This window comes from Clostridium sp. OM05-6BH, assembly GCF_003481635.1.
Taxonomy (GTDB): domain Bacteria; phylum Bacillota; class Clostridia; order Lachnospirales; family Lachnospiraceae; genus Butyribacter.
In genome coordinates, this window is the sequence record NZ_QULH01000029.1 from 1 (window position 1) to 26042 (window position 26042).

32 protein-coding genes are annotated in these 26042 nt (G+C 39.6%); 3 read left to right on the forward strand and 29 right to left on the reverse strand.

What is annotated here, in order from left to right:
* Positions 1 to 168: 168 nt before the first annotated feature.
* Positions 169 to 1068, reverse strand: a complete 900-nt coding sequence (locus tag DXB73_RS13525) for a LysR family transcriptional regulator (RefSeq protein ID WP_118691467.1) — start codon at positions 1066 to 1068, stop codon at positions 169 to 171.
* Between the two features lies 1 nt (position 1069).
* A complete protein-coding gene (locus DXB73_RS13530; protein ID WP_118691468.1) occupies positions 1070 to 1963 on the reverse strand; it encodes a LysR family transcriptional regulator in 894 nt (297 codons plus the stop codon).
* Between the two features lie 155 nt (positions 1964 to 2118).
* Here DXB73_RS13530 and DXB73_RS13535 point away from each other — a divergent pair, with 155 nt between their 5' ends.
* Both DXB73_RS13535 and DXB73_RS13540 read left to right on the forward strand, forming a co-directional pair.
* Positions 2119 to 2916 (forward strand): DUF4866 domain-containing protein, encoded by a 798-nt coding sequence (locus DXB73_RS13535; protein WP_022024957.1) that lies wholly within the window; start codon positions 2119 to 2121, stop codon positions 2914 to 2916.
* A 69-nt stretch (positions 2917 to 2985) separates the two neighbouring features.
* Positions 2986 to 4326: a threonine/serine exporter family protein gene (locus DXB73_RS13540; protein ID WP_118691469.1), complete on the forward strand. Its 1341-nt coding sequence runs from the start codon at positions 2986 to 2988 to the stop codon at positions 4324 to 4326.
* Between the two features lie 80 nt (positions 4327 to 4406).
* On the opposite strand, the gene DXB73_RS13545 is transcribed toward DXB73_RS13540, so the two are convergent.
* The 26 genes from DXB73_RS13545 to DXB73_RS15010 all read right to left on the reverse strand — a co-directional run bounded on the left by DXB73_RS13545 (position 4407) and on the right by DXB73_RS15010 (position 20828).
* Positions 4407 to 6131: an ABC transporter ATP-binding protein gene (locus DXB73_RS13545; RefSeq protein ID WP_118691470.1), complete on the reverse strand. Its 1725-nt coding sequence runs from the start codon at positions 6129 to 6131 to the stop codon at positions 4407 to 4409.
* A gap of 45 nt (positions 6132 to 6176) precedes the next feature.
* Entirely contained in the window at positions 6177 to 6683 is a 507-nt protein-coding gene (locus DXB73_RS13550; RefSeq protein ID WP_118691471.1) for a GNAT family N-acetyltransferase, read from the reverse strand.
* Positions 6674 to 6979: a hypothetical protein gene (locus tag DXB73_RS13555; protein WP_118691472.1), complete on the reverse strand. Its 306-nt coding sequence runs from the start codon at positions 6977 to 6979 to the stop codon at positions 6674 to 6676. Before DXB73_RS13555 ends, DXB73_RS13550 begins: the two co-directional genes overlap by 10 nt.
* Before the next feature lie 50 nt (positions 6980 to 7029).
* Positions 7030 to 7449 carry a hypothetical protein gene (locus DXB73_RS13560; protein WP_118691473.1) on the reverse strand — a complete coding sequence of 140 codons (420 nt, stop codon included), beginning with the start codon at positions 7447 to 7449 and terminating at the stop codon, positions 7030 to 7032.
* 57 nt (positions 7450 to 7506) lie between these two features.
* A complete protein-coding gene (locus tag DXB73_RS13565; protein WP_118691490.1) occupies positions 7507 to 8274 on the reverse strand; it encodes a GNAT family N-acetyltransferase in 768 nt (255 codons plus the stop codon).
* A gap of 193 nt (positions 8275 to 8467) precedes the next feature.
* Entirely contained in the window at positions 8468 to 8692 is a 225-nt protein-coding gene (locus tag DXB73_RS13570; RefSeq protein WP_022025045.1) for a Lar family restriction alleviation protein, read from the reverse strand.
* A 96-nt stretch (positions 8693 to 8788) separates the two neighbouring features.
* Entirely contained in the window at positions 8789 to 9436 is a 648-nt protein-coding gene (locus DXB73_RS13575) for an esterase (protein WP_118691474.1), read from the reverse strand.
* A 34-nt stretch (positions 9437 to 9470) separates the two neighbouring features.
* Complete coding sequence (locus DXB73_RS13580; protein WP_118691475.1) at positions 9471 to 9704, reverse strand: hypothetical protein; 234 nt, start codon at positions 9702 to 9704, stop codon at positions 9471 to 9473.
* A 22-nt stretch (positions 9705 to 9726) separates the two neighbouring features.
* Positions 9727 to 10941, reverse strand: a complete 1215-nt coding sequence (locus DXB73_RS13585; protein ID WP_118691476.1) for an HD-GYP domain-containing protein — start codon at positions 10939 to 10941, stop codon at positions 9727 to 9729.
* A gap of 152 nt (positions 10942 to 11093) precedes the next feature.
* A complete protein-coding gene (locus DXB73_RS13590; RefSeq protein ID WP_118691477.1) occupies positions 11094 to 11582 on the reverse strand; it encodes a sigma-70 family RNA polymerase sigma factor in 489 nt (162 codons plus the stop codon).
* A 215-nt stretch (positions 11583 to 11797) separates the two neighbouring features.
* A complete protein-coding gene (locus DXB73_RS13595) occupies positions 11798 to 12712 on the reverse strand; it encodes a nucleotidyl transferase AbiEii/AbiGii toxin family protein (protein WP_118691478.1) in 915 nt (304 codons plus the stop codon).
* Complete coding sequence (locus DXB73_RS13600; protein ID WP_118691479.1) at positions 12699 to 13322, reverse strand: DUF6088 family protein; 624 nt, start codon at positions 13320 to 13322, stop codon at positions 12699 to 12701. The genes DXB73_RS13595 and DXB73_RS13600 overlap by 14 nt, the downstream gene beginning before the upstream one ends.
* Positions 13323 to 13466: 144 nt before the next feature.
* The gene (locus DXB73_RS13605; RefSeq protein WP_118691480.1) at positions 13467 to 13646 is read right to left on the reverse strand and encodes a GyrI-like domain-containing protein; all 180 of its coding nucleotides are present in this window, start codon (positions 13644 to 13646) and stop codon (positions 13467 to 13469) included.
* On the reverse strand, positions 13647 to 14273 hold the full coding sequence (locus DXB73_RS15195; protein ID WP_347559512.1) for an MmcQ/YjbR family DNA-binding protein: 627 nt from the start codon (positions 14271 to 14273) through the stop codon (positions 13647 to 13649).
* A 12-nt stretch (positions 14274 to 14285) separates the two neighbouring features.
* Complete coding sequence (locus tag DXB73_RS13620) at positions 14286 to 15206, reverse strand: YafY family protein (RefSeq protein WP_118691481.1); 921 nt, start codon at positions 15204 to 15206, stop codon at positions 14286 to 14288.
* 66 nt (positions 15207 to 15272) lie between these two features.
* Positions 15273 to 15818 (reverse strand): NUDIX hydrolase, encoded by a 546-nt coding sequence (locus DXB73_RS13625; protein WP_118691482.1) that lies wholly within the window; start codon positions 15816 to 15818, stop codon positions 15273 to 15275.
* Positions 15819 to 15879: 61 nt separating this feature from the next.
* Complete coding sequence (locus DXB73_RS13630) at positions 15880 to 16044, reverse strand: hypothetical protein (protein ID WP_182448194.1); 165 nt, start codon at positions 16042 to 16044, stop codon at positions 15880 to 15882.
* A 49-nt stretch (positions 16045 to 16093) separates the two neighbouring features.
* Positions 16094 to 16519 carry an N-acetyltransferase gene (locus DXB73_RS13635; protein ID WP_118691483.1) on the reverse strand — a complete coding sequence of 142 codons (426 nt, stop codon included), beginning with the start codon at positions 16517 to 16519 and terminating at the stop codon, positions 16094 to 16096.
* Between the two features lie 22 nt (positions 16520 to 16541).
* Entirely contained in the window at positions 16542 to 16994 is a 453-nt protein-coding gene (locus DXB73_RS13640) for a GNAT family N-acetyltransferase (protein ID WP_118691484.1), read from the reverse strand.
* Positions 16995 to 17131: 137 nt separating this feature from the next.
* The gene (locus DXB73_RS13645) at positions 17132 to 17923 is read right to left on the reverse strand and encodes a methyltransferase domain-containing protein (RefSeq protein ID WP_118691485.1); all 792 of its coding nucleotides are present in this window, start codon (positions 17921 to 17923) and stop codon (positions 17132 to 17134) included.
* A gap of 52 nt (positions 17924 to 17975) precedes the next feature.
* Positions 17976 to 18398 carry a GNAT family N-acetyltransferase gene (locus DXB73_RS13650; protein ID WP_118691486.1) on the reverse strand — a complete coding sequence of 141 codons (423 nt, stop codon included), beginning with the start codon at positions 18396 to 18398 and terminating at the stop codon, positions 17976 to 17978.
* Between the two features lie 50 nt (positions 18399 to 18448).
* Complete coding sequence (locus tag DXB73_RS13655) at positions 18449 to 18808, reverse strand: hypothetical protein (RefSeq protein ID WP_118691487.1); 360 nt, start codon at positions 18806 to 18808, stop codon at positions 18449 to 18451.
* 17 nt (positions 18809 to 18825) lie between these two features.
* Entirely contained in the window at positions 18826 to 19662 is an 837-nt protein-coding gene (locus DXB73_RS13660) for an alpha/beta hydrolase fold domain-containing protein (protein ID WP_182448195.1), read from the reverse strand.
* Positions 19663 to 19722: 60 nt separating this feature from the next.
* Positions 19723 to 19890, reverse strand: a complete 168-nt coding sequence (locus DXB73_RS14620) for a hypothetical protein (RefSeq protein WP_182448196.1) — start codon at positions 19888 to 19890, stop codon at positions 19723 to 19725.
* 6 nt (positions 19891 to 19896) lie between these two features.
* Positions 19897 to 20343, reverse strand: a complete 447-nt coding sequence (locus DXB73_RS15005) for a hypothetical protein (protein WP_243103974.1) — start codon at positions 20341 to 20343, stop codon at positions 19897 to 19899.
* A gap of 23 nt (positions 20344 to 20366) precedes the next feature.
* Complete coding sequence (locus DXB73_RS15010; RefSeq protein WP_243103975.1) at positions 20367 to 20828, reverse strand: hypothetical protein; 462 nt, start codon at positions 20826 to 20828, stop codon at positions 20367 to 20369.
* 735 nt (positions 20829 to 21563) lie between these two features.
* On the opposite strand from DXB73_RS15010, the gene DXB73_RS13670 reads away from it, so the two are divergent.
* Positions 21564 to 21800, forward strand: coding sequence for a DUF6061 family protein (locus DXB73_RS13670; RefSeq protein WP_044945660.1), 237 nt, complete (start codon positions 21564 to 21566; stop codon positions 21798 to 21800).
* Between the two features lie 394 nt (positions 21801 to 22194).
* Here DXB73_RS13670 and DXB73_RS13680 read toward each other — a convergent pair whose 3' ends face one another.
* On the reverse strand, positions 22195 to 25920 hold the full coding sequence (locus DXB73_RS13680; RefSeq protein WP_118691489.1) for a M64 family metallopeptidase: 3726 nt from the start codon (positions 25918 to 25920) through the stop codon (positions 22195 to 22197).
* Between the last annotated feature and the right edge of the window lie 122 nt (positions 25921 to 26042).

Consider the following 26042-nt stretch of genomic DNA (forward strand, 5'->3'; position numbering starts at 1 on the left):
AATCACTGTAAAAACAAAATGCGGCAAGGCAATTACTATAGTTCTCTAATGGCAGAAACTGCTCTTTGACGGCTGCAAAATGTTATATAGTTATTGACATAATAAGCAATATGTGGTTGTGGAGGATTTGAGGTATGGGAAGTTTGAGTAAAGGAATTTGTGCTATGATCAGCCAATATATTTACTTAATGCATCCAGATAAGTGGTTCCCAATCGGCTTAACATTCCTTTTCTGTGCGTGATATAGCCGATCCGCATATCACTTTCATCCGCTAATGGCACGGCGATAATATCTTTGCCATTTAATTTCTTATCGATCACACCACTGCATACCGTGTAACCGTTCAATCCGATCAAAAGATTAAACAGTGTTGCCCGGTCACGCACACGAATATTTTTCTTGCGCTCCGATGCAGAAAAAATTTCCTCCGAAAAATAAAACGAATTGTGCTCGCCCTGCTCAAAAGACAGATACGGATAACTTTCCAACTCTTCATTCGTAATGATCTGACGATCTGCTAAAGGATGTCTGCGACTGATAAATACATGGGGCTTTGCCACAAAAAGGTCGTGAAATTCCAACTCATTGGACTTTAATATTTTCGTGATGACTTTCTCATTAAAATCATTCAAAAAGAGAATGCCGATCTCACTTCTCATTTTTGCTACATCTTCAATGATCTCATAGGTCTGCGTTTCGCGAAGGCTGAAGTCATACTCTTCCTGACCATATTTCTTGATCAGGTCGACAAATGCATTTACCGCAAATGAATAATGCTGGGTCGAAACACAAAACTGCTTTTTACCGCTGCCTTCTCCCTTGTATTTATCCTCTAAAATTTCAGCCTGCTCAAGCACTTGTCTGGCGTAACCCAAAAAGATATCCCCCTCTTTGGAAAGGCTTATTCCCTTATTTGTCCGGTTAAATATCACGATCTGCATCTCCCGTTCCAATTCATGGATCGCATTCGTAAGGCTCGGCTGTGAAATGTATAATTTACCTGCCGCTTCCGTGATCGTCCCGGTTTCAGCAACTGTCACTACATATTTTAGTTGTTGTAAGGTCATGCTATTCCCCCTCTTCCAGCAATATTTTTTGAAATGTCTGCGCAGCTACGCTTCTCGGTCCTCTGGCATCATAGATCATCGAAACGCTGCGCTTTGGGATTATATCTTTTAGCGGGATACAAAGGATCTCCCCGTGTGCGATCGCCTCTTTCGCCATTGCCTTTGGAAGGAAAGCAAGTCCAAGCTCATGCTTTACCAACGGAAGGATCTGATCCGCTGTAGCAGTTTCGATCGACGGCTCCAAAGAAAGACCGTGTTCCAAAAATAATTTCTGATAAAATTGTCTGGTTATCGTGTTTTTTTCCATACAGATCAACGGAAACTGTAATAAATCCTGCAGCGATAGCTTTTGCTCTGCAAGCGCCTGAAAGGTATTTCCGGCGATCAGGATCTCCTGAAATTCACAGAGACGGGTTGTTTTTAGTGTCTTATCCGTTACTGTCGGTGTTGTGATCACTGCAAAATCAGATTCTCCGCTTTGTACTGCTTGAATTGCCTGCGGTGTAGAATGATTATATAGTTTTAATTGCACCTTAGGATACGCCATATGAAATTTTTTTAACTTTTCCAGCAGAAAAATATTTAGGGCGATCTCACTCGCACTGATAGAAACGCAGCCCTTTTCCAACTCGGCACTCTCAGTCAATTCCTCTTCTGCCGCTAATATCTGCATCATAGCTGCAGAAACATGCCGAAAAAGCTTTTCTCCCTCTTCAGTCAACCGTACTCCACGATTTGTCCGTATGAATAAGGTGCAGTGTATTTCCCGTTCCAGGCAATTCATCGCTCGTGTAATATTGGGCTGACTATTATGTAAAGCATGTGCCGCTTTCGTAAAATTTCGATATTTCGCCACATAGTAAAATATTCTGTAGTATTCAAAATTTACATCCATAATGACCGTTCATTCCTTTCCCGTCCCCTTTATGGTATAGGCGTCAGTATATCAAGGTGTTATTGCAGCTATATCAATAATACTTTTTACTTATTGAAATGATTCAATTATAATCGTTTCAAAGCAAAAAAACAACATATAATGGAGATGATCTTATGGCATTAGTATTACCGAGAGAAGAGGAAGTCGAAAAGATTTTTTCAAGGATTCTTTCTTCAGATGACTGCTGTGAAAGACTTCTTGATACTTTTTACGACCATTTAGATGATGAAAACAGATATGTCGACCCGGATTCTCATCATTTTGCAGAGGTGCTTTTGAATGCATACAAAAATGGTGATGTTAGTGCGCTTTTGTTGGAGTTATGCCACCGCTCCATGTTTGATCTGCTCAAAGAAGCATATCTGATTCCAAAACGTTTTCATGGCAAAGCCGGTGAAAACCCGATTTTACTAACAGATGCAGATGGCAAACTGTTAGCGGACAAAAAGAATCTCGTATCAAAACATGAATATAAAAAATTCCAAGAAATTTACCATGCTCACGATGCAGCCCCACGCTCGAAATTATATTTGGCTGACGGCTATGATCTTGTTCGATATTACACATCCGACATGAACATCAAAGAAAAACACGAAAATAAAGAACGCGGTATTCTCCTACTGTATGCGTTACCGGATACGAAAAAGTTACATCTGTCCGAAGCGCAGGCATACGATGTCATTTGGACAACTTTTCATAAAATCCAGCAGGAAGCTTACTCTGCCATTGTTTTTTACGGTCAGGAAACCGGAAGCAGATCCGGCAAAACTTTTGATGAACTCGGCGTGCTTCTCCCAATCAAGCAATTTGAATCCAAAATGCTTCGACATATTGGCGTGATTGACGGACTCGTGCTGTCCTGTCGCGAAGAAATGATCCGAACCGCCGGAGCAGACAGTTTGGATTTATAATACCGCGATGCACAAAAACTTGCCCGTGTGAGTACAGTCAACGGTTGCAGAAAGGGATGTAAGAGGATTATGAAAACAGCGATTACAGGTGCAAACATCAAGAAAAATCATATGGATATTTTATGGCATGAATATGCTGACAAGACAGATCCAACACCGATCACAGAGGCTTCTCTTCCTGCCAAGGCTTCTGTTGTCGGACGTGTCGGGATTATGATGCTTTCCTGTGGAACCGGGGCATGGCGTGTTCGTAGTTCCATGAATGAACTTTCCGAGTTAATGAATATGACTTGTACGGTTGATATTGGATTAATGTCGATCAATTATACTTGTTTTGACGGGAATCAAAGTTTTAGCCAATCGCTGTGTCTGACGAACACCAGTGTAAATACTTCACAGCTAAATCGCTTAGAAAAATTGGTGTCCGGCTTTGCCGACCAAGAGATTACGAAAAGCTGTGAAATGATCCACTCGACATTAGATGAAATTGAAAAAATACACGGATTATATTCTCCAGGTGCTTTAGCACTTGCCGCTGCACTCGCCTGTGGATCCTTTACCTTTTTATTAGGCGGCGGAGTCATTGAAATGTTATGCGCTTTTATCGGTGCAGGTATCGGCAATTATATCCGATGCAAAATGACGAAACATCATTTGACTCTGTTTTTAGGAATCATCTCTTCTGTATCAGCAGCTTGTTTAAGCTATACCGTTCTGCTTAGATTACTGCAGTTGTTTTTTACAGTTAATGTTCAGCACGAAGCCGGATATATCTGTTCTATGTTATTTATTATCCCGGGATTCCCGTTTATCACAAGCGGTATCGACTTAGCAAAATTAGATATGCGTTCCGGAATGGAACGCCTGATGTATTCACTGATCATTATCACTGTTGCGACCATGACAGCATGGATCTTAGCAATGGTTCTTGGATTAAAACCGATGCCATTTCTGCCACTTAAATTTGCACTGTGGCAATGGATCATATTGCGTCTGCTCGCCAGCTTTGGCGGCGTATTCGGATTCTCCATTCTCTTTAACGGCCCAATTAGGCTGGCAGCCGCGGCAGGAGTTATCGGTGCTGTATCCAACACGTTTCGATTGGAACTGATCGTTCTTGCATCCTTTCCACCTGCCGTTGCTGCCTTTGCCGGTGCTTTTGTTGCAGGCATCTTCGCCTCTACGGTAAAAGGAGTTGCCGGATATCCAAGAATATCGATCACGGTCCCTTCTATCGTGATCATGGTACCGGGACTCTATTTATACAAAGGATTCTATAATCTCGGTACGATGAATTTATATTCTGCCGCTTCTTGGCTTGCCGCTGCACTTTTGATCATTCTTGCGTTACCGCTGGGGTTGATCTTCGCACGAATTATGACCGACAAAACATTTCGGTACTGCACCTGATTTGTTATCGGGCGCTTTGGCAACTGTTATTTCTTCTCATCAAACAAAACAGCATAACGCCTTGCGCCGGCTTTGCCTTTTTATGCCATCTCATTATAATGTGCATAAATCCCATTTGCCGCCAAAAGTTCCTCGTGGGTACCCCGTTCCGCAATACCGGTATCTGCAACCACCAAAATCTCATCCGCATTTCGGATCGTCGACAGGCGATGTGCAATGGTAATGGTTGTCCTGTTTTTGGCCAGTTCTTCCAAACTATGTTGAATCCAGCGCTCACTTTCGTTATCTAAGGCACTGGTTGCCTCATCAAGAATTAAAATCGGCGGATTTTTGAGAAATACCCGTGCAATTGAGATACGCTGCTTCTGACCTCCCGACAAACGGGTTCCACGCTCTCCCACATAACTATCGTATCCATCCGGCAAGGACATGATAAAATCATGAATATTCGCTTTCTTGGCTGCATCGATGATCTCTTCGATAGAGGCACCCGGCTTGCCATAGGAAATATTATCCTTTATCGACCCACAAAACAGATACACATCCTGCTGCACAAGACCAATATTGTTGCGAAGGCTTTCTAGCGACAGACTGCGAATATCCTTGCCGTCGATCCGAATGCTTCCTCCGGTCACATCGTAAAATCTTGGAAGCAATGAACAGATCGTCGTCTTTCCGCTTCCGGACGGTCCTACCAACGCTATAGATTTTCCAGCGTCAATCCGAAAGGAAACATCGGACAAGACAAGTGTATCATCATCGCTGTAATGAAAAGATACATCTTTATACTCAACTGTTCCTTTCACATTTTCTAACGGCTTAGCATCCTCTGCATCGACTATGTCCGGTTCCGTTTCTACAACTGCTAAAAATCGACGAAATCCCGACAAGCCTTTCTGCATCATTTCCGTCAGCTCTACCAGTATTTGGATCGGACTGATAAAGATTCCAATGTACAGCGCATACATTGCCAGATCCGCTGTCTCCATCTGTCCCTTGGCAATCAACCATCCGCCAAACACAAGCGTAACCAGATACATAAGTCCCTGAAAAAACAAATTACCACTCATAAAGCTTCCCATGCAACGATAGTTGGCGTCTTTGGAGTGCAAAAAGTTCTCGTTACTGTGTCGAAACTTGTCTCGCTCTAGCTCCTCATTTGCAAAAGACTGCACGACCCGAATCCCCGCTAAGGTATCTTGAAGACTGGAATTGATATCTCCGATCTTTTGTCGGTTATCCATAAAGGTTGCCTGCATTCTGCGGTTTTGGCTATAGGAAAATAGAATCATAAAAAACACAAGTACCAACAGCGGAATGGCAAGCCAGCGATTGATCACAAACAAAAATACAAACGAACCGATAATTTTTATCAATGATATGAATAAATTTTCCGGTCCATGATGTGCCATCTCTGAAATATCAAACAGATCCGATACTAATTTGCTCATCATCTGTCCGGAATTGTTCTGATCGTAATACGAAAAAGATAATTTTTCATAATGGTCAAAAAGTTGTTGGCGCATATCCCGTTCCATATTGGCACCCATCATATGCCCCTGATAACTGACATAATATTTGCACAACGCCTGAACGATATACATGATAAGCATTGCGACACCAATTGGCAGCAAAACTTGCAAAATTGCTGATGACTTTCCGGCAAAGACTGTTTTCGTCATAGTCCGCAAGATCTGTGGATATGCCAGATCGATCAGACTGATCATCGCTGCGCAGATCAGATCCAGAACGAACACTGCTTTGTATGGTGAATAATACGGTATAAATTTTTTTAATGTATGCATGACAAATTCTTACCTCCTAACAATACCGTTAGTATAACAAATGTGTTAAAATTTGTCATTCCCTGTTATAAATGTCAATCTCATTTGATACCATACTGCATTGCCGTGAGTAGAATCTGTTGATATCCCCTCATTTACAAATCCAAACCCGGAATAGTAATGAATTAACTTTTCTTTACAAGTAAGTACAACGCCCTTTCTCCCCTGCTTTCTCGCAGTATCAATGGCACAGCGAAGCAACCGTCCCGCATACCCATTTCTTCGATATTCCGGAAGTGTATTTACGCCAAAAATCATCTGCCACGCACCATTCTCGTTGTGTAAAGACGCTTTTTCATACATTTCGTCCGTTAAATTCTGCTCGTCTGTAACAAAACCATCCACAAACGCAATCAGCTTTTGCTTATCATACAACAGCAAAAAATGATCTCCGTAATGTTGGATCCGTTCTGCAAATTCTGCCTTCGTCGCTGCTTCCGCCACCGGAAAACATGCTGCTTCTACGGCTGCAATATCTTCTAAATCCTGCAAAGAGGCTGTTCTTATTTCCATAGTAAGAGTCCCTTTCCCGAAACAATCGTCACAATAAGTCCTATCGTGAATCCGATAAAAGCCCCCAACGCCAATGTACCAACAAAAAGCAATGCAATCTCCAGCATATAATTTGTATAAAAATTAGATAGCACCTCGCAAATTGCATATACTACAAAACTTCCGATCAATCCCAGCAAATTTCTTTTTATATCACAAAATTTCACGCTAATAACTAATGCAACTATAATCCCTGCTACCATAAATAAAATACTATCTGACGAACAAAGTTCCTCTAAAATCGGTAAATATCGCATAATGATCCTCGCTATTCTTTTACTCAAATATTTCCTAGAAGCATCCTCGCTTAAGCATACTGTTCTATGATCCCCTCACGGATTCTTTCGCAGTCTTCCGGTGTCACCGGATATCCCAGATATGCGATCCCTCGGTAAATGTTATCTGTGACCTGCTCATTATTTGTTAGGACAGTACAAATCGTCTCCAGCAGCTCCTTTTTGGCTGCAAGTACACTCTCATCCGCACTATAAAACTGTGTCATATCATAGTCGGATGTGTTTCCACAGGGCATTTTGCAAGTCGCACAATCCGGTGCGATAACATTCTTTAACTCGTGGATTTTCTGTACCAGTGACTCTTCCATTGTCGGATCATTTCGGTGTAAAAGAGCCTCCCGAACCACTACATCTGTCTGTTCGGTTTTTCCATTGTTCGACACTGCCCCCACCAATCCAATCAGAGCACTTATGATTCTGTCTCCTGTCATTTCTTTTCCTCCATATCAATTAACTGAACGATATTTCATATTTAATTTGCATGGACTTTACTGATTCATCTCAGCCACCATACTGGCAGGTTTGACCGTCATTTCCACCCAAGCAGGCATGAAACCGCTTCGTATCGCATTTTTTGCAGATCTGATATTAGACCATGCACAACAGTAAAATGGCACTTTTCCACGCTCTATAATCTCAACTGCTAAATTACTGGTTAGCGCAGATGCTATCCCCTTTCTGCGATATTCCGGTAATACATCAACTCCAATCTGCCACATATCGTCACAATCTGCCGAACAACCGGCAAGTCCGATCAATTTTCCATTATCATATGCGCCAACACCAAGAACATCCAGCTCTTTTCTCGCATCACACAAAGCATTACTCCATATAGGCAAATATAAACTGTCAAAGTCTTTCTGCGTAAGCACCTTAAGCTCATATTGGCATGATAATCTTTTGAGGGAATTGACATCCGGCAAAAAATATTCTGCCATGAAGCAGACTCTTTGTCCCTGTTCTCTCATTCTTTCATCCAGCCAATGCATATTGGGCGTTTCAAAGCAATGATAAAATTCAAACTTACTCAAATACTCTTTTACCATTTCTTTGTATTCCTCTTTTACAGATGCCACAATATTACTTCCGTAGGAAACCAAATTGCATGCTATTGGTTCGCTATAATATTTTCTTGCCAAAGCCCCTAACCCTGACTTTACAAATACATTTTCCTCTTTGGTAAAGTCAGAAATATCAGCATTAAGATCTAATGCCGATTGCCGCATAGCAATGGACATAATATGTTGATTTGTCATCAGTTCTCCTTTTTCATTATTTCCTCCTCCAGCGCTCTCAGCAGATGTCAGCCAGCGCATCTAACAGCATTTTAGTCCTGCTTGCCTGCAGGCAGAATATAAAGCAAACAATCCTGTCTCTTCAAAATCCAAGTGCGCTTCGTATTCCTGCCTTGCTATTAAAGATTAAAAACGAATATCAACCATGTTGGGATCATTCTCCCGGACTACTTGATATTACCTTGCCGGTGTTCCAAAGCATAACCGTTCTTTTCGCTGCTTCCAGCCGCTCTTCTTCCGAGTGAAAATCTATCGTAACAGAATGACAGCCACATTCAAGGCACATCACATAATAGCCGCAGCCACATTCCTCTTCCAAAAGTGCTCCACCGTCGCATAACGGACAGTCATTAATCTCTAACATATCTTCAATGTTCATAATAAACCTCATTTCTTGTTATAATTTAGGGATGCTCCCTCCACCGATTTTACCATAGTTTTGTACTATCGTACAGATTCTACTATATTTTAGTTATTATTTTTCCAACAACCAGGCAAACGCCTTAGCTGTCCTAATTTCCGATTCACGGAAATGATTCCCCGGATTCCACTCCAGAATACATGGGATGTCACATTCCTGCAACCACGCATATAGCTTTCTGATGCAATCTCCGACCGTAGACATCATTAAATTTCTAGTCTTTTCCTCTTTGTTGCCAAGGCTCAAATAGATCAAACGGCTTTGTATCCTATTTTCTTGCATATATTCCAAAAAGTCTGGAAACCATACTGACGGTGAGGCTGCTGCAATTCCCACAAAACGGTCCGTCTGGCAAGATGCCCACAGAGCAAATAATCCGGCAAGCGAATACCCGCCCAAATAGTATGTCTTGCTCTTATCAGAACAATACTCCAATATTTTTTCTAAAAGCTCTGATGCACCATCGCCAAATCCTTCTTCTCCAAATGCCGGTGGTGCTTTCCAAGGAGATAACTCATCGTTCCAGTTATTCACCCTCCAGGCAATCATATAAAATTCTTCTGAAGTTCTGTCTTGAATTGCATGAAACTCCTGCTCAATTCCAGATATTTCATGCTCTCCAACAAGCTGTATCAAGACCTTCTCAGCCTCCGAATTCCCATAACTCCAAATCGCCTTCCCATCTATCTCTTTTTCCTGCATTGCAAATCCATCTCCCTATAGGCAAAATCAAATCTTACCGACCAAAACCCTCATTTAATAAGTTCAACAATTTGATGGCATCATAGCGTTCCCCACAACCAGTGCATTTCCAATCACTGTTATTCTTCTTGGCTTTTTTATGAAGAAAGTCCAATTTGCCATTACATAACGGGCAAGGCTGTGGTGTCTCGTTCCATAGACTTTTCAAAAATGCGACAGCTTCCGCCCTGCTATTCATCTTGTATTTTTCCAATACATCTTTCTCCATAATTTTTGTTCCTCCCTATAAATTAAATGGTGGCAAAGCAAGAATCAACCTCTCTGACAATATCTCCATCGATCCATCCTTTTTTCACCATATCCCACAAGATACCGCTTGCCTTTTCATGTGTCATGCCCTGTTTGTACGGACGACTTTCCGTCAAGGCTTGATAAATATCCACACAAGCCATGATGCGCTCCTGCGTGTTCAACTCAGCCGCCGACCTTCCAAAAGGATATCCCGTGCCATCCATCCGTTCATGATGGAAAGCCGCCCAATCACGAATCTCTTCAAAGTCATCAATATCGGACAGGATGTAGTAAGTATACGCCGCATGATGCTTCATAGCCTTAAATTCTTCATCTGTCAATTTTCCCGGCTTTTCCAAAATTTCATTTCCAATGGCTACTTTTCCAATATCATGCAATGCCCCTGCAAGATACATTTTCTGCACAGTTTCCTCATCAAATCCCATGTGGCGTGACAGTTTTTCCGCATCTTCAGCGACACCTATAGAGTGCGTACTGGTAAATGGCGATTTGTAGTCTACGATCCGAGCAAAAAACACAGCAAGTGCTTTGATCTGCGAAAAATCAAGATCCTGTTTTATCCGAGGAACCATCTTCCACAACTGGTCCTCGAAAGTTTCTCTATCAAGTGATAAAAACTGCTCCTCTGAAAATGCACGTAAAAATGCATCACTGCATTCCCGATCAAACATTGTTCCTGTTGAGTTTTGAACAAACTGCTCTGCCACCTTCCATGTACCTTCCGCAAAATTTTTAGTGCGACAGGCGATATCCAGCAAATCGCACAAATGAATAATACGCGAGAAAAGAGGAATTTCATCCCATTTTTTTCCAAACGGACCACTGCCATCAGCATTTTCGTGATGGTATAAGATCACATCGGAAACATCTGTGTGAAACGGAAGTTCTGCGACATTCTTTTCACCCCAAATGCAATGTGCTCCCAACTTTGGTACCTCTTGCGTTACGGCAATTTGCGAAATATCATTATGAAGTTCTTCCTGGATATACTGCGTCAATGCGTTATCGTGCAATAATGCGCACACTGCCAAATCTTGTAGGCTTTCCTCTTGTATTCCCATCTGTTTTGCAATGCAAACACTCATATAAGCCACTCGTTTTGAGTGATTGTTCGTCACATGAACCAGTTCTGCTTCCACGCAATCCAGTGCATAGGAACAAGCTGCCAATAATCCCAAAACATCTAAAGTCATAATCATTTTTCCTCTCTATGTACATCTTTCTACAAATTTCTCATCATATCAGAGTTTGCAATTTGCATAAAGTTCGTCCACCCTTCGCTTATCATATTATACCAGACGCGACTAACTCTGCAATCAAAACTTCTGAATTTATCCTATACCATTCACATGCTGTGTCCACGAAACAAGATTCCTCTCCGTAGTCTTGATTTGACTGTATTCACACTGACATTTAGAAGCTTTGCAATTTCGCTAGTGTTATATTCCTCATAATAGTACAACACCAACACTTCACGATATTTAAATGATAAGCTCCGCAATGCCTTTACAAGCTGCTCTGTGTCTGGATCATCCACTTGCAATACACGCTGTCTCTCATATTGCTTTGGGTCATATCCTATATCAACATTGCAATTCCAAAACTGCTTATGGTAATCTCTACATTCATTTCTAGTAACCTTGAAAAGCCATGCCTTGATATGTTCTTCCTCTCGAAAACTTTTCTTTGTCATATACAATTTGAGAAAAGTATTTTGAAAGCAATCCTTCGCAGCCTCTTCATTTTGCGTCCAAACAACGCACAACCGGGTTATATCATCTGCATATCGTCTTACAATCTCTTCATACGGTATTCCTGCATAAGTTTTTATCATATGGCAAATACCCCCTCCTGTTCTATTTCTTCGTTTGATGGAAAATGATCATTTTCTATATAATACACGATTCTAATTGTTAAATGGGTGCAAAGATCTCTGGTAGAGGAAAGAAAAATTATTTACTCAATAAATTGTTGATTTTTAATTGATGCCAATAAAAACAAAAAGGAACAAAGAACCAAATGTTCTCTATCCCTTTTATATCGTGTTATTTAATTCCACACTCCACTATTTATCAGTTTTTGAATACTCTGAATTACCGTGTCATATGTTTCTGTAATAAATAACAGACCCAGTGTAATTTCCTCATAATCCTTCTTATATGCCTGTTCCTCCACGATAGCCTCTAATATTTCTGTAATACATACCCCCTCTTTAGCTGTGGGACAAACATCTAATTTTGAGCGCACACCCCTAACCTCTGGAATAAGCCTTTCCATTTCATCAGTGATACCTATTGTTTCTACAATCTTATAAATATCATATAAATGCCTTGAATGACCAGATATTTTCCCTTGCAAATAATAATCGCACAAGGCAAATACCTTATCCACCAGCGTTCTCTCTATTGTCTGCGTAGTAATCTCAAATGGTAATAATCCATATATCTCTGCAAGATCTAAACGATCAATTTTCTTCAAAAAACGATAAATATAATTATCTACCATTCTTCGTGTTGTTGGGAACGGCAACAATGCCACATATGTTTCAACAACAAGTTCTGGTTTTAAATAATTTGTCTTCTCATATATAGAGGGATATGATGCTCTATAACAATTATAGTTTCTCCGACTCCTGGTCTTATCAATATTTGTAATCGGAAATCCCAATTCATCCATAACGGCAACAACTGCTTTTTTCAACTGTTTTTTTCTTGCTTCCCCGGGGATTCCGGATTCAGCCGTATATGATATGTCAATGTCCTCTGAAAATCTATTCAACAACTGGTAACATTTCGTTAGGGATGTTCCTCCTTTAAACACCATGTCTTCCAATTTTTCCGACAATTTCTTAAGCGCAATAGTAACATAATAATCTTTCTCAATGATGTCTGTTGGGATAGCTAATTCATTTGCTGCACCAATTAACAACTCATCAAACGCCTCTCTATCATCATGCAAATTCATAAATTATCCCCCATTCAATCATCTTTTTTGCCGTAGCTTCTGTCAATGCAGAAGTCACCTCCGATAGCTGTCCTTTTGTAAATTGTTTTTTTCTTATATATAAAATCAATTTATCAATCGTCTCTTTTATCGTAAGTTCCGTATAGCGTTCAGCTTGACCAACGCTGTCAAGCAATTGTAAAAGTTCTGCATTAGATTCTGATACAATAATGGGTGAACTCTTTACCCTCACTCGCTGATTGCCTAGTGTAATTATGCGTCCATTCGTTGATTCACGATTTGTAACTATTTCAATCATAGCAGGCATTTGTGTTGTTAAACCTAATTGATTGGCAAATGATAGTCCGGTAACATATCCATATTTATCTGACTTATTTTCTACATATTTACGCATAATAACTTCTGTTGGATCAAGATAACTTTTTCCAAGCAGTCCATCGAATCTCGGAATATAATATATTCCGTTATCATATCTCTCCAGAAATCCAATTGCCGTCAACCGCTTTACCGACTGACGTACTGCATTTTGAGATAATCCATCTATCGACAGTTCCTTTATGAATATTGGCTCATTATACCCATAATTTTCCATCAAATATGCTTTTAACATCCACTCACCTCCATACAGTACCAATTTTATATTGTTATAGTTAATATATATGTCACATTATATAAAAAATATACTTAATTTTCAAGCAAAATAATATAAAATTATAGTGATATCGCAGAAAAATCAATAAAAAATCAACTTGTTTTACAGTTTCCTTATCGGATGCCTAATAACCGTTTTACATTTTTCCGGTGCCGTTTTCCTTGGGGCTGACAAATAAATTTCATGATGTCGCCGTTTACCAGTGAAATCACTCACATAACCGCTCTCCTCAAGATACTTGTCCATCATTGCCACCGTTTCGGGTTCATTATCAAATGCCATTTATTGATCCCCACTTTCTAAAATCTCTTTTTGTTTCCTTTTACTGAAGCCCCCAAGCACGAGATTATACGATTTATCTAACAAATCCTTTAGCAAATCGTCTTCGACCTCACCGTTAGGATTGATAGAATTCCAGTGCTGCTTGTTCATGTAATAGCCCGGTATAATATCATCGTACTGCTGACGCAAAAAACTTCCCTCAGTTGGTTCTAACTTCATAGTTATATAATATGGTTGATTATTTTCTCCCAGACACACGGCTGCAAACATTTTTTCTCCTACCGCATATCGGATCCAGTTCCACTGTGGTGGCAGCTTGGTCACACCAGCTTTCTTCATAAGGAAGTCGTCAATCCAAGCATATCTCATCTTTGTTAATGCAGACCAGATTTTACACTGATCCAGTCGCACTCCGCAGTCACCTTCTTTTTCATCATAAGCAAACTCTTCTAATTGTGTGCATGGAAATTCCTTACATTCTCCACAATGTTCTAATTTTTTACCCTCACAACAACTTTTTACCGGACATGCTCCCCAGAAAGGATTGTCAATATTAGCACAACCCTTACATTTTTCAGTCTGTTTCCAATTGCATCTGCTACACAAAATACCACATCTTGATTCCATTCACATTCCTCCTCAGCCATCCGCCACATTGTCATATTTTTTCTTCATCTGCAAAATACTTTGGCGTAATTGTTCTCTTATTTCTTTCGGTTCCAACAGTTCCACCTTATCCCTAAAAGATAATAACCAGGTAAGCAAATTGTCTTGATTTGTATAGTCTGCCTGAAATAGAAGCGTTCCATCTTTTTGTTCTTGAAAACAATGTGGTCCAAATTCTTCTACCAGTCTCCATTTACAATCCACCTCAAACAAAGCTTTTACCTTAATTCCACCAGTGAAGATTCTTTCGTCTCTCAAATCCGGCAAAGGTGCTGTTCTATCGGAAAAAACATGCCCGGACAGATGCACTTTGTCCATACGATTTAATTTAAAAAGACGAAAATCTTCTCTGCTTTTACACCATCCCCATACATACCAGCTTGACCATCGAAAGATAAGATAACAAGGCTCAATGACACGCTGAGATTCACCCCCCGGAGCATAATAAAAGAACTCTAATTCCCGGTGCTGCTCTATTGCCTTTCTTATCACTTCTATCTTCGGAGCAAGAGAATCTTTGTACCATGAAGAGAGGTCGATCAACACCGATTGATTCCCCACTAAAAAATCAGAAGATCCTATGGATAATTTTTCCATCAACTGCCCATATCTGTTCGTCCCATTTACACTATCCAGGCTTCGCAAACCGGCAAGGATATCCTGCATTTGATCATGAGTCAGCATTGTTTTATCAATTTTGTATCCATCAATAATTGAAATTCCTCCGTTTGCTCCTTGTCTGGTCACAATCGGTATACCAGCCTTACATAAATCTTCAATATCCCTGTTTATGGTTCGTCTGGACACCTCAAACATTTCTGACAAATAAGGTGCTGTAACAGATTCCTTCTGCAATAATATGGATAAAATTCCTAATTGCCTATCTAGCTTCATCGTTACTCCTTTACAAAATGCATATTAGCATAAGAAACATGACAGCTGTATGTCATGTTTCCTATATTATTTCCTGTTATTCACACTATTTTCGCCTCGCAATATTTCCTTTACCCGATATAAAACCGGTAATTCTCTATTTGCTACAAGCTTTCCTATTTTGGTATTTGCTCTGTCTTTATACTCTTTCACCGCCTCTTCATAAGATAATTTCAGCGTCGATAAATGAAAACTGTTAATCTCATCTTCGGTCAGATTTTTATCGCCAAACGACTCCACTTTACACAAAAAATAATTATTGATATTATGTCTATGAATCAAATTATAATAATCACTGACAACTCCAATTTTGCAAATTATCGTTACCGTCACGCCTAATTCTTCTTTGAGTTCTCTCTGTATCGCAGTCAACAGGTCTTCCCCGTCCTCAACACCGCCACCAGCCGTTTCTATCAGTGTTGCTTTCCCAAAATCATCATCCCTCTGCGCTCTTACAAAGTAAAATTGTCCACTTTCATCATAAACAATTGCTCTTGCAATATTTCTATCATGATCAATATAGTCCAATTCCCACTCTGTATCCTGTAAATCAATATTTATTTTTGTGTGCATACAGTCACCTCCAATGTATATCATAAACGCAGGACATACCACGGCATGCCTTGCGTTTATCTTACATCCAATCGCTTTCAACCTCTTCCAACTTCTTCAGCAGTATATCTTTGAGAGCTGTAAAAGCCGGAATAAAACTGTCATGTATCAACACAATCATTTCATCCACTTCATCTTCATTATAGCTATACACAGAAGTATTATATTTTTTAACATAAGCAGCCATACCTGAGAATCATTGATAAATCCAATTTTATACCCAAGCTGTAGAGCATCTATTTCTGCTGCCATATCATCGCATAATCTTTTTCATCGGTATCGTCATCCAAACCTTCGCTCTGAATCTCAAACCCCTCTCTTTGGTAAAAGCGCACTGCCCGTGTATTCTTTTGGTATACCTTTAAGAGTAATTTCGATTTTCGATCCTTTGCATAATCTAACAAAAGTTTACCTATGCCCCTCGACTGCATTTCAACCGCAACAAAAATTCCTTCTATATATTCGCCATTCAGACCTATAAAGCCTTGTATCTTTTTATCATTTTCATATACATAGACTTCCGCCTGTGGTAACATTTCTTTCACGAATTCAAAATTCGTGTTCCAGTATTCAGCAGAGATAAAATTATGCGCTTTCAGATTGGTGTCTAACCACAAATATGCGACATCATTTAAGTCTGCCTTCTGCAATTTTCTGATCATAACAATTGCTCTCCCTCAAATGCTATAGTTTATATTGCATGAAATTACCATTATGTACAAATCCAAAATCTGCATACAATTTAACACCCATGTCTGATGCCGTAATTTGTATAGTGCCACATCCATACTCTCTAGCATCATTTACAACACGAGATAGTAGTTTCCTTGCAATCCCCATTCTTCTATACTTCGGATTCGTATACATACTAGACAATAAGCCCATTTTCCCACTAGGGCATCCAAAATATGGCGGTTTTTCCACAAATGACATTCCACTAGTTCCAATTATATTTTCTCCATCCCAAGCCAGCCAAGATACAAATGTACCATCTGCCATATGACGCATATAATACTCTCTCAATGCAGGTACCAAATTTATTTCTTCTTTAGCACCTTCTTCCCTAAGCTGCTGTATTCTCATACCAATAAAAGTAGTAATCTCTTTTTCTGTAAGTCTTCTATACTCTATCTTCATTATTCCATTCCCTCCCACAAAAATATGGCATTATATGATCAACTATTCTGCAAAAGGATCAACGCAATTTTAGCATCCAATCCTTTCGTAATTTTTTGCTGTTCCATACGATCAAATTTTTCTTTTTGCACAACCTTCTATATCTTTTCCAAATCCAGAATAGTAACATAATGCAATACATCAAATTTCTCCGGCAGTGATTGCATATATTCCCAATGCTCCTGCTCCCATTTCTGAATCGCACTTTCCTTCAGTCCACTCGCTCCAATGCCTCGACATGCTTTCATCCTTCCATGCCATGATTCTCTTGTAAACTGTACCGGCAATTCATATGTTAGCATATTTGCAGCCTTAAACATACCTTCACACCAAGGTGGCTCTTGTAATTCATATCTTGTCACTCTTCCACCAGTCCATGCAGGGTTATATTTCAAAACAAGATCTTCGCTTGTCTTGGCAATCTCACTCTCTTCAGGCAGCCATGCCATAAACAAAATTGCAAAATGACCATGATCCTTTAGCATCTGATGAAATTTAGGCAAGACAATCGATTTGTCAAAATACATAAAACATTGACACGCTGTGATCACATCAAATGTTCTGTCAGGATAATCAACAGCTTCCGCTGATGCAACAATATAATCGATGTCCATCCCCGCACTTTTGCTGAGTTTCTCCGCATACATAATCTGATTTTCTGAGATATCTGCCCCTGTCCATTTTGCGCCGTAGGAATACATATTTCTTGGAATCACACCCGTTCCTGTTCCTAGATCCAGTACATTTTGTCCCTTTACTCCTAGCGATAATTCCGCTAATTTTGCATAAAATTCTTTGGGATAAATATCACGGTACTTTGCATAATCTTCAGAAGTTTTTCCCCAGTCAAATGCTTTCCCATGATCAATATTTTTATTAGTTATTTCCATGATATTTCGCCTCCTATATAAAATCTAACTTTGTTGTAACATTTTGATTTTATTATACTGCTAAATTTTTACGCATCCATGTATGCGGACAATATTCATCCATATGAATATCATTCAACCCCGTATAGCCCTGTTTATTATAAAAACCTGCTACACGACATTGCGCAGACAATTCTACCACTTTGCCTCCAAGATCTCTAACTGCTTTTTCTGCGTCCTGCAGCACCTTTTCGCCATATCGCTTCCCACGAAATTCTTTGCGAACCACAATTCTACCGATAACATAGCAGTTCCTCTCTTCTGAAAAAAAGAATCTGCAAGTTCCTACCGGAATGTCTCCTTCAAAAAGCAACACATGTTTAGCAACATCATCTATCTCATCAAATTCATCTTTAAATCCCTGTTCCTTGATGAACACTGCTTCCCGTATTGTCTTTGCTTCCTCTGGTATCTCATCGTAAAGCTTTATAAACATCGTTATCCTCTCCTGTATTTAATAATAACAACTCCCAGATAAACTGGAGGTTATCTAGTTCCTCTTTTTATCATTTTCTTTTTCATTACATTATGTTCAAACTCAATCCACCCTATCTCTATAAATAAAGCTAGCATAGCAATAATCACCTGAAGCAAAATACTATCCAGCTTTTCCATAAAATATCTAAGAACCGATAGTGTAATAAAAAGTACACAACCCAAAATAATAAAATTTCTGCCATGTCTATGGTTCCATTCAGCAGCACTCGTCAATTCATCTTCACGGGGCAGTTTCTCCCCCGTGTTTATTGCTACTGGTTTTTCAGCCCTATACTGACTTATGCCAAGTATAATAAAAATAAGTGAAACCAATAATGAAATCACCAAATAAACAATTGTAGCACCCATAACTATCCTCCCGACTTTTATATAGTCTTCCTTATGAAATCTTGTATAATTGACAAAATAGTTTTGGAAAAATATATATTTCCTCCGTGTTCGTCCACATCCTTTATCTCATAATATTTCACACTGTGATTTGTCTCTTCTAATTTTTCAAATAATGTTCTACTATTTTCTACGGAAACAACAGGATCATTTGTGCAATGAAACATCAATACAGGTGGTAATATTATATCTTCCTCAATTAAAGACACACAGGATGCCTTATATGCAATTTCTTCATTTCCCTCAATACTATCAACACCAAGGAGAACCGTTGATGGTCGAACCGACATCCACGGTGGCAATGGCTCACTAGAACAAATCAAAATATCAGATGATGCACTCTCCAAAATTACTCCTTTAACATCTGGAATTTCAATCATTCCACAAGCATTATGTAGTACTGCCATCATAGCCAAATGACCACCTGAAGAATGTCCCATAAGATAAGCCTCATTCATGTCAAAGGGAAGATCGAATTCTGATGTCTTGCTTGCAACACACTCCATTGCATTTTTGATATCCTCTACCTGCGCTGGAAAAATTGCAATATCAGACTCACGAACCTCAATTGACACAATAGCAACTCCCTGTTTCGCCAACTCCGCCAGTTTCGGAATATCATTATACATTTCCTGCTTGTGCCATGCAGCTCCTGTAACATAAAAAATAACAGGATATTTCTTTTCAAGTCCTTTTCTCCTATATGGCATAATAACCTGTAAATGGCGCTTGCAATTCCCATAATCAAAATATTCCCAATTCTGAGAATACAACCATTCCAAATCATCAAATTTAACTTCTATTTCCTTCTTCATTTTTTCTCCTTTATCATTCATTTATCTATGCAACACTATATTTCTTATTGTTTTCACTCATTATATAGCACGCTCTCCATTCAACTTGCGTTCCTTTAAATCCAGCCATGCTTTCGCCTTAAATGGAATCAGGCAAATCGGACTTAATACCGGAATGCCATCAACCATCATTTGTCCAGTTTTTAACAATTCATAGTATAAATCTTTCCTTAAATTTTGTAAATCCACTAACCATTACTCCTGCAACCTTCTTTCCTGCAATTCATCTACTGCTTCTTCAATTCTTTCATCATTTGTATCTGTAAAAGATAAAACAAGTGAAATATCATCAGCACTGTTATCCTCTGAAAATTGTTTTGGGTTGTATGCCCATAATTCAAGTCTGACCTGTTTATCCGGGTCTATCAATTCATCAGTCAGCAAGGCTTTATCATAATATTTCTCACTAATTGCATAGGTAACAACTCGGCTTGGATTTGGCATTGTTTTTTCAGAAAGTGCCGTTTCCCCTGCAAAGACCATATTTTCTGTAACTTGCGCCTTATCTATATATCCTGTTTTTCGAACAGGAGTCGTCAAATATACTTTTGCTTTTTCAAATAATTCATCTCGCTTATATTTTGACTCAATAAACTTATTGACACCTTCTTTTGCTACAAGAAACAAATCTGTCGTTTCCAACTGCTTCACTGCTCTGGTCAAGGTCATTGCTGTAAACGGAAGCACTTTTCCGGCTTCTGAAATATACAATCGTTTTTCTTACTGTACAGATAAAATAAAAACAACTGCTGCGTGGAGTAAACAAATTTACCCGTCAGCTTTTGGGGTTCTTTTTCATCAGAAAGCATTGTCCCAATGAAAGGAAGAAAGACCTGCTTATCAGTAATAAACGGTATATTATTTTCTATAAGGCTTTTTCTTCGATAATTTGATACCGTTGTAAGTTCAAATACGACTGACACATTATCAATCTGCTGTATTTTTACAATTTGTTTTTTCAATGCCGGAAGTGTGGCAAGTTCTTTTGTTGGAGCAAGCATTATACAGCGTCTGTTTCCAATATATGCTGCATGAAAATCATAACTCTCTGCAATATAAACAGGCAAAGAATCCTGATGATTCCATGCTTCATATTTTATAGAAATCCCGAATACGCTTGTAAACATATTTCTCCTTCTCCTTTTAACTCAATTTGTTTCATTTTAACTTGGACAATGTTAAAAGCCAAGTTTTTGAATTATTTTGAATTTATATTTCTTTTTTCCGTGACCGGATACTGACTGGTTCAATAATGTCTGTCTTTGAAACGCTTACCTGAACTTTCTGTCTTTCGTTATAGAATAATGTGGAAGTTTCGGTAACAGAGATATTCTGACCTACATAAGTAAGCTCAACCGTATGTATTTCGCCGCTCACTACCATTCCGTAAGGTGCGGTAATTTCCTTGACCTGCTAAAGTAGCTATCATCAGAAATGTTATTCATAGTCAAACCGGGGCCTCCTTGTGCTTAGAGTATATGAAGTTTTAGCTTTGTCTTGTAGTTTACGAATATCAAAAACGCCCTTTGAGAAAAGGATTTCTCCTCTCTCAAAGGGAAAGTTGGCAAATTGGAATTGAGATTTCATGTATTCCAAGGGATTTAATAATTGTTATATTTTATTATCAAATATCTCTGAATCCCTTGAAAACACTAAATTTGTCGCAGGTGATCTTTCCCTTAGACTTTCCCTTATGTTATATCTTCCCATATGGATTTATGAACCCTGATAAGGGAAAATACAAGGAAAAGAAAATCCTCTAAAACAGTATAACACAAAATAAAAACGACATGGTGAACTGATTGAAATGCTTCTGATTTTTGTAACAAATGATTGATTGAATGATAAGGAGATTTGATACGATGAGAACAATATTTGCAGAATACAATCCACAACGCAACAGCATTGATGTTTATACTTCTGCTGGCTATATGCTCCGCATTGACTGCTGGGAAGCAGAAAAGAATTTAAAAACAACACCCAGATTAGATTGTGCATTAAATGCACTTGCTATTGATGAACCACTTGAATATGCAAGACTATACCTTGATGGAACTATGCAGATGTGGGTTGATGCCGAAGATTCATTTTATTTATGATGATTATACTGTCACTCCTAGTGTCTCCAGAGAGTGACAGTTTCATTGTCATTTTGAGCTCGTCTTTTTTAAGACAAGCCTCGTATATTTATTTGTAAGCTGCGTTCGCTTCTTCTTGAGTGATTTTCCCAGTTTTAACAGCATCAGAAATTGCTTCGTCTAATTTAGTATAAACAGTAGTTGTCACAACTCCGAAGCCGCTGACGAACAGCAGAGCGATCCACAGCCACTCATACTGTTGTCGCCGGTCTGCGGATTCTGAACATCATCCGAAGGCTTGGTGGTATCGTCAGACTTGGTAGGAGCGGCAGGTTTGGTTGCCTTCTGACCTTCTTCGATAGTCTGAGTCGTTACTGCAGAGCCACCGGCAGAATCAAAGGTTACGGTATAGTTTTTATTTCTTTGTTGTAACAGTCTTAGCTTTTGACCAGCCTGAATAAATCCTTATGGATTTGCCGTTAATCTTAACTGTCTTATAGGTGCGAACTCTTACATAATACTTTTTCTTGCCCGAAAGCTTTGAAATTTTCTTTGATACTGTTGTATTCTTGCCTACTGTTACGGTCTTAGCCTTGCTGAATTTACTTGAGGCACTGTACTGTACCTGATAGCCTGTTGTCTGTGTAGCCTGCTTCTTCCACTTTACTGTAAACTTCTTTGAACCTGCTTTAAGTGAGGAAATACTTGTTGCCTTTGGCTTGATTGTGAAATAAAGCGTCTTTGTTCCGCTGTATTTACCCTTAAAGGTAATCTTTACTGCGTACTTGCCAACATACTTTCTGCCTTTTGCATAAGACACAGTATAGTCAGTATTCTTAACAAGTGTCTTTCCTGTTCTGTCCTTAACAATAACCTTAGGTGTTCTAACCTTTCCGTTATATGTTAATGATGTTGCTTTAAGCTTTATGCTTGATGCCTTTGGAATTACTGTCGTTGAAAGAGTTTTCTTACATACCGAACAGTAATTTACTATCTTGCCGTTTGCTGTTGGGGTTGCCTTTGTTACGGTTTGCTTTGTGGTGTGGGCAATCTTAGCAATATTGCCCCAAGATGCAAGGTCGGTTATTTCCTTTGTACCGAGTACATCTTCATAGAACTTGCCACAACCTTCGCACTTGTAGTATGCGGAATTGCCCGCAGTAGTGCAGGTGGCAGCTTTCGCAGCAACCAAAGTCAGATTGTGAGTGTGCGGTACAGTTTTGTAATATCCGCAGGTGTCGCAAACATTGTCAGAACCGTAATCGTGAGCCGCTTCGTCCTTTTTGTCGTGGCAACGAGAACATTCATGCCAGTGGTTAGTATCATCAGACTTCCATTCTGTGCCTGCGGTATGTCCGGGAGCCGGAATCTTCACACTGGTTTTATCGGTAATTTCTACCGATCCTGTTGCATCTGCGAACCACTTGTCACAGCCATCGCAGGTGTAGTATGCGGAATTGCCCGCAGTAGTGCAGGTGGCAGCTTTCGCAGCAACCAAAGTCAGATTGTGAGTGTGTTCTTCGTTTTTATTTTTGTAATAATATGTAACAACCGTTCCGTCCGAAACAATAGGCTTATTCAAGCCGTCAACCTTTATAAATTCATAATCATAAAGTGTTTTTGCCGGTGTTAAATCAAGCTTTGTGCCGTATGGCACGGTAAATGTTCCGCCGGCAGTGTTTGGAATTTCAGAGCCGTCCTCAAATTTATACTGAATTGAAACGGTTGTGTAGCGCTGTGTTTCCGTATTGTCGTCTGCAAGCACATTTCCGTTTTCATCGAGCACCTGAAATGCCACGGTATCGCCGCTCTTAAGCTGTGCATCAGACGGAATTTGATAAATAAGCGAGCAACTCTTTAAGCCTGAATTAAAGTCGCTTTTGATGTGATCCAAAGCACCGAGCGGCCAGAAATTTGCCTTATCATTCCAAACAGGAATGTCAAAGGTTTGTACTGTTTGAAGCGGATTCCCCGATGAATCGGTCGCAACGCTTCCGTCGGAGTGCTTAATCCACATTTTGAATTTTAATTGTCGTGCATTTTTATCTGAAATGTTTTGAATAACAGTTCTAAGCTCGATTTTTTTACCGTTCATATTAGTATTAAATCTGCTTTTGCTGTTGCCGCTCAAAAGTCGGTCATTGCGATTATATGTGTAATTATAATATGAACTTGTTTCAAGGTCGGTAAAATCAGACGGCTTTGAATAAGCGCCCGTATATTCCTTAACCTCGGGAGTTGCAACATAAAGGTCTACATCCTTAACAAGCTGAGACATTCGCTTGAAGCCCTGCAAACGGCAAACCTCACAGAATTGATAGTTTGTGTCTCTCATTATGCACTCATAACTTGAAACAAGCATTTTTGAACCGTAAGCATTGCGGCAGGTATATGTGTTTCTAAAACCTAAAAGCTGTCGCCATTTTATCTTTTCCGGGTCTTCAACCGAGGAAAGATTGAGTGATTTAAGTTCCTTATCGTCAAGCAAATATCCGTTACTGTATTCATCACCGAGACCGAGCAAACCGTGTCCAAACTCGTGTGCAAAAGTTTTTGACGCACGATAACTGTCTGATGGCGAAATGAAATAATGGAAGCCGTATTCACGGTTATTATAAGCACCGCCGAAATCTGATTTTGTGTTTACAACCATAGCGAACTGAGCAATATAATCGTGAACATAATAATAAGGCTCATATTCCGAACCGGACGGAATTGTGTTTGGATCACACTTTTTTTTGATATGAGCATCGTGAATTTTCTCGATAAATTCAGGACCGATACATCTCTCAAAAATATGATTTTTCCACTGACTTCCGTGGAGATTATTAGAAATAACAGGCGAATTATATTTGTCGACTATAACATCAAAGAAGGTGCTTCCACCATTGTCAAAAGTCGATTCGGAAGCTGTGCAAAGAGCGTAAACATTGAATCTGTCGGCATAACTGCGATACGGTTCATATTTCATAGCGTCCTGCCAAAGTCGTTTGACATCATTGATGAATTTGCCCTGCTGACTTTTTGTGTATCCCTCGCCGCAAACGACAACAACCATATTTTCCGTGTCGCTGCGTGTTTTTTGGATGGTATAAACAGGGATGGTAGGATTAGAATATTTTCCGTCATTTGAATACCACGGGCCGAGGGTGAGCTGAATGCTTTGCTCGGTGCTGACATTCCAATCGGGATTTGCGTCCTCGGCAGGTTCCGAAATTGTATAATCATCCTCTTGCTTATTTGGAGCAGAGCCGATATAAGGACTGCTTTGTGAGCCGCTGCCGGAAGTTGTAACAAAATATTCGGAATCGAGATAAAATGCAGGTCTTACGCCCAAATCGGAATACCACGGAGCATAACGACCGACCTGACCCGATGAACTGATATAACGCATATCGTGATTGCAATCGGTAACAGGAGTGCGAAGCCAATAAGGCCAAGCCATACCGTCATTATTATACGCAACATAATAACCTTTGAGATTTTTCCACACGGCATTAGCCTGCTTTACATCAAGAAGAAAAACCTTTTCGGTTGTAGTTTCAAAATATGAACTGTCGTAGTTTGCCACCGCTTCCGAAATATCGGTGTAGTATAACAAATCCGAATTTGCGTCTCCATCAACTATGCCCTTGTTGTATTCGGGATGAGAAACGAGAGAACGCTGGGTAACGGTTTTCATTGCCGCAATTTCAGATTTTGAAAAAGCGTTGAGAAAACCCGCTTTTTCGTTGTACGCTCCCACACCGCTTACATATCCGTCTTTCGGAGGGTTGCCGCAAAGCCAATCGACTTTGCCTTCAGCTGCGGTCGAATTTAACCAAGAACGCATATTGCTGTCTTTCCAATAGTTAGAACCGTAATCATCACGCTTATAGCTTCTGCTGTGTGATTTTGAATTGCTGTTGTCATTTGTTTTGGCATCATATGCAAGGGTGTCAACAATTTTGTCTGCAAGCATAAGCGGTCCGTTATTGTCAATGCTTACACATCGCCAAAGAATTGAGGCATTGTTATACGCGCCCATTTTAACATAGTCGCCAACTTTAATATCGGGCTTTGATGCCGCCTGAATGGTCATCGGCAAAACGGAAATTGCCATGCACAATGCCAAGAATATTGCGGTTATTTTTTTCGTCATTAAGGAACCTCCTTTATAAGCTATATATTTGCTTTTATTATATTGTAAGGTGTTATATGCGTCAATGAAAATCCACCTTATTCCGTGAAACTTACCATAGTGTTACATCCCTTTTTTTCAGC